The sequence below is a fragment of the Frankia sp. EI5c genome, assembly GCF_001636565.1.
Lineage (GTDB): Bacteria > Actinomycetota > Actinomycetes > Frankiales > Frankiaceae > Parafrankia.
Genome location: NZ_LRTK01000047.1, coordinates 1 through 4,223 on the forward strand (window position 1 = coordinate 1; position 4,223 = coordinate 4,223).

Below are 4,223 nucleotides of genomic sequence, written 5' to 3' on the forward strand. Positions count from 1 at the left end.
GCTCGGCGGCGACGCTGATGACGTCGGCCGGCTCGCCCCGCCCGTAGAGATCACCGATGGTCTCGTAGACGGTCGCGTGCGCGGGCCGGTAGAAGTCGCCCGCGTTCAGCACCTCGACGACGTCCGCGATCGCGTCCTTGGAAAGCAGCATGCCCCCGAGGACGCTCTGCTCAGCAGCAAGATCGTGTGGCGGGGNTCGATCGAACTCGACCGACGGCGGCCCGGAACCGCGAGTGATGTCGGCTACGCTCACGCCTCCCCCTCCCGGCCCNCCCCNACCGCCACAGTCGAACATACGTTCGATCGAAGCGCTGGATTTGTCAACTCGACCGTCCGTCCAGCCACCTGAAGATCACGTTCCCCCGCCCGTTTGGACTATCCCGATCGCGCTGATAGATGGTCAGTGTGGACCCGCTCGACAGTAAGGGTGCGCACGGGGAGGCTCCAAAAAGTTATCCACATGCCCTGTGGACAACCTGTTGGTAACCGGGGCTGTTCTGGGGAACGTCTTGGGACGAAGCGCGGCACCGCTGTGGATGACGCCGGCCGCTCGGGGCCGGATCCGCAGTACCCGACGGGTGAATGCTGTGAGCCGCCTGTGGACGAAGAATCGCAGGGGCCGTCTCACGACCATCCCGGCGCTTCACCGGGCTATCGCCTCGGCTAACTACTTCGAGCCATACCNGTCCTGGAACCTGTGTCTCTCTTCACCGGAACCNGTCGGCCGCGCCGCCGGTGGTGTGTCGCCGGCTGGCGCGAATCGACCCCGCAGCGGAATCCCACCCGTGGATGCCGCCCACGGCGAGTCTCCCGCGCGCGGCCGGGTCAGCGGCGGATCACACGCCGGACGTATGTGATCTACGTGTGGCAGCGCCCGGAGCACTGGCGGTGCGGCCGCCGGGTCAGGCCGACACGGGCCCAGGTACGCGAAAGCTCTCCTGCCCCGCGGCGTTGATGCGGGGCAGGAGAGCCTCGTCGGTCGGGCCCGTGGACCCGCCCGCCTGCGTCAGGCCGCGACGACCTGGACGGTCAGCTTCGCGGTGATCTCGGGGTGCAGGTGCACCGAGACGGAGTGCGAGCCAAGCGCCTTGATCGGCGTGCTCAGCTCGACCCGCCGGCGGTCCAGCGCCGGGCCGCCGGCCTCGGTGACCGCGGCGACGACGTCGGCCGCCGTGACCGAGCCGAACAGCCGGCCTTCCTTGCCCGCGCGGCTGGTCAGCCGGACGGACAGGCCGGCGAGCTGCCCGGCGATCTCCTTGGCGTGGTCGAGGTCGCGGACCGCACGGGCGTCGCGCGCCCGCTTGATCTGGACGACCTGACGCTCGGCACCGCGGGTCGCGAGGATCGCGTACTTGCGCGGCACCAGGTAGTTGCGCCCGTAGCCGTCAGCCACGTCGACGATGTCCCCCGGGCTACCCAGCCCGGGGACCTCCTGGGTGAGGACGAGCTTCATCGTCATCCCCCTCAGCGAGCCGTCGAGGTGTNCGGCAGCAGTGCCATCTCGCGGCTGTTCTTGACCGCGGTCGCGACGTCACGCTGGTGCTGGCTGCAGTTGCCGGTCACCCGACGGGCGCGGATCTTCCCACGGTCCGAGATGTACTTCCGGAGCAGGGAGGTGTCCTTGTAGTCGATGTAATCGACCTTGTCCTTGCAGAAGACGCAAACCTTCTTCTTGGGCTTGCGCACGGCCGCCTTGGCCATGGATGTGCTCCTACCTCGTTGTGAGCGCGAGTTCCGATCGCGCGATGCAGACACGCGGCCGCTCAGAACGGTGGCTCGTCGGAGTAACCACCGGCGGGCTGCGACCAGGGATCGTCGACAGCACCGCCGGAGTAGCCACCGCCACCCTGACCGCCGCCGACGGGAGCANCCTGGCCACCGCCGCCGTAGTTCCCGCCAACCGGTCCGCCGGGGCCTCCCTGGCCACCGCCGAAGCCGCCGCCGCCACCCTGGCCACCGAAGCCGCCGCCACCGCNGGAAGCCTTCGTGATCTTCGTGGTGGCGTAGCGCAGGGACGGACCGATCTCGTCAACGTCAAGCTCGATCACAGTGCGCTTCTCGCCCTCGCGGGTCTCGAAGGAGCGCTGCTTGAGCCGGCCTTGGATGATGACGCGTGCTCCCTTCGTGAGGGACTCCGCAACGTGCTCGGCGGCCTGCCGCCAGATCGAGCAACGCAGGAAGAGGGCCTCGCCGTCTTTCCACTCGTTCGTGCTGCGGTCGNGCGTGCGCGGAGNGGAGGCGACCGTGAAGCTCGCGACCGCCGCACCGTTCGGCGTGAAGCGGAGCTCGGGGTCGTTGGTCAGGTTGCCGACAACCGTGATCACGGTCTCACCGGCCATGGTCACGCTCCCCTCGCTGGGCGGCCCGCGTCATGCCGCCGCCCGGCGGCTCACCCGCGGCGCCTTCGGCTCGGGCAAGCGGATCACCTTCGTCCGCAGCACCGACTCGTTCAGCACGAGCTGGCGGTCGAGCTCGGCGACGATGGCCGGCTCGGTGTGCAGATCGATGACCGCGTAGATGCCCTCGTAGCTCTTCGCGATCTCGTAGGAGAGCCTACGGCGGCCCCACACGTCGACCTTCTCGACGACCCCGCCGCCCTGGCGGACGACGTTGAGGTACTGGTCGAGCGAGGGAGCGACCGTGCGCTCCTCAAGCTCGGCGTCGAGGATCACCATCAGTTCATAGTGGCGTGACAAGGCTGAACCCACCTCCTGTGGACTCGAGCGGCCACGGATCACCCGTGGCAGGAGGAAACCGAGCGCCGGGAAGCGGGGCGCCGCGAAGGGGCCCGCACCGTCGGCACACGGTACGTCTGGTTGAGGTTACTCGACCCGGCCACGGCCGGTGGCGAGGCTCAGGAGCCGGATCACGCGCAGCCACACCGCCCCGACGCCGACCACGGCCACCAGGTCGAGGACGACCAGCAGTCCGTGCGCGTGCCGGGACGGTTCCGCCGCCACGAAGGCCAGGACGAGGAAGAGCACGGCCAGCCCGCCGGCGACGACGGCCGGCACCATGATCCCAGGCCCCGCAGCCGGCGCCGCAACCGGCGCCGCGGGGCCGGGCCGTCCCTCGTCAGGCCGTCCCTCGNCGTCCGCCACGACCCCATCCTCACCCATGCCCGGCCGTCCGGGCACGCATCCGATCATCCCGCCGTGTCGTGTGGTCAGTCGGCCTCGTGTGGTCGGTCGGCCTCGTGTGGTCAGTCGACCCAGTACCCNTGGGTGAAGGCCACGACGAAGACCACCATGAGCGGGGCGCACAGCCAGACATAGGCCCCCCGGACCCACGGCCGGCGCGCGCCCACCCGAGCCAGCAACAGGTACAGCGGGAAGGCGACGAGAATGCCACGGATCCCGGACGCGTAGTAGTTCGTGAAGCTCATGACGAGCGTCATGAGCCCGACGAACGTCGCCTCACCCCAGCGCCTGGTCCACAGCAGCACGCCGGTGAGCAGCACGCCGACGACCACCGCGGCGAGCTCACCGCGCCAGAACCAGACAAACGTGGACGCCCCGTCGCCGTCGAGCGCCGACTGCCAGGTTCTGGCCCAGCCGCTCCAGGGCCAGTCGACGGCCCGGTTCCAACCCGCGCGCATCGCGTCGGTGTAGGAGTCCCACCGCCCGCTGCGGACCCGCAGATAGATCAGGTAACCGGCGATCGGCAGCGGTGGCAGGGCGAGCGCCAGCGCCGGCCGGGCGACGATCGGTAGGCCAGCGGCGCGCCGCACGAGCACGTACTGCACGACCAGGGCGGCACAGAACGGGATGCCGGTCACCCGCGCCGAGGCCGCGGCCGCGCCCAGCAGCCCGGCGAGCAGCCAGCGTTCCCGCCGCGCGGCCAGCCAGGACGCGGCCGCGAACCCGAGGAAGAAGGCCTCGGAGTAGGCGGCGAACAGGAAGACCGCGTAGGGGAAGCAGATCAGCGCCAGGACCGCGAACCGGGCGTCGCTCCCGCCCACCTCGTCGGCCGCCAGACGCCACAGCGCGGCCACGCCGAGCGCGCCGACCACGAACGAGACCACGAGACCGGCGACGATCCAGTCGGGAACGACGAGGTGGACGGCGCGGATCGCCAGCGGGAGCCCCGGGAAGTCCACCTCGGTGCGGTCCTGGTACGACGGCGAAAGGTAACCGTAGCGGGCCACCTTGGTGAACAGGCCGACATCCCAGCGGTCCCACAGCGTGGTCAGCCCGGGAGCGTCACGGGCCGGATTGTTCGTC

The 4,223-nt window shown here is 70.1% G+C and carries 3 protein-coding genes and 6 pseudogenes; all 9 read right to left on the bottom strand.

Features of this window, described 5'->3' with window-relative positions:
• The coding region (locus tag UG55_RS27590) for a DnaB-like helicase N-terminal domain-containing protein (RefSeq protein WP_304440424.1) at window positions 1-195 on the bottom strand (195 nt) is incomplete at both ends.
• 811 nt (window positions 196-1,006) lie between these two features.
• Window positions 1,007-1,453, bottom strand: coding sequence for a 50S ribosomal protein L9 (gene rplI, locus UG55_RS18890; protein WP_066070943.1), 447 nt, complete (start codon window positions 1,451-1,453; stop codon window positions 1,007-1,009).
• Between the two features lie 32 nt (window positions 1,454-1,485).
• Window positions 1,486-1,701: pseudogene (gene rpsR / locus UG55_RS18895) on the bottom strand (30S ribosomal protein S18); the annotation flags it as partial.
• A gap of 62 nt (window positions 1,702-1,763) precedes the next feature.
• Window positions 1,764-1,869: pseudogene (locus tag UG55_RS39170) on the bottom strand (single-stranded DNA-binding protein); the annotation flags it as partial.
• A gap of 1 nt (window position 1,870) precedes the next feature.
• Window positions 1,871-1,975 (bottom strand): annotated as a pseudogene (locus UG55_RS39175) (hypothetical protein); the annotation flags it as partial.
• Window position 1,976: 1 nt separating this feature from the next.
• Window positions 1,977-2,220, bottom strand: a pseudogene (gene ssb, locus UG55_RS39180) (single-stranded DNA-binding protein); the annotation flags it as partial.
• A gap of 14 nt (window positions 2,221-2,234) precedes the next feature.
• Window positions 2,235-2,339, bottom strand: a pseudogene (locus tag UG55_RS39190) (single-stranded DNA-binding protein); the annotation flags it as partial.
• Between the two features lie 30 nt (window positions 2,340-2,369).
• Window positions 2,370-2,696, bottom strand: coding sequence for a 30S ribosomal protein S6 (gene rpsF / locus UG55_RS18905; protein ID WP_255360504.1), 327 nt, complete (start codon window positions 2,694-2,696; stop codon window positions 2,370-2,372).
• Window positions 2,697-3,221: 525 nt separating this feature from the next.
• Window positions 3,222-4,223, bottom strand: a pseudogene (locus UG55_RS39195) (hypothetical protein); the annotation flags it as partial.

Coding starts and splice junctions, on each gene's coding strand:
- rplI (WP_066070943.1), bottom strand. CDS start 1,453: ATGAAGCTCGTCCTCACCCAGGAGGTCCCCGGGCTGGGTAGCCCGGGG.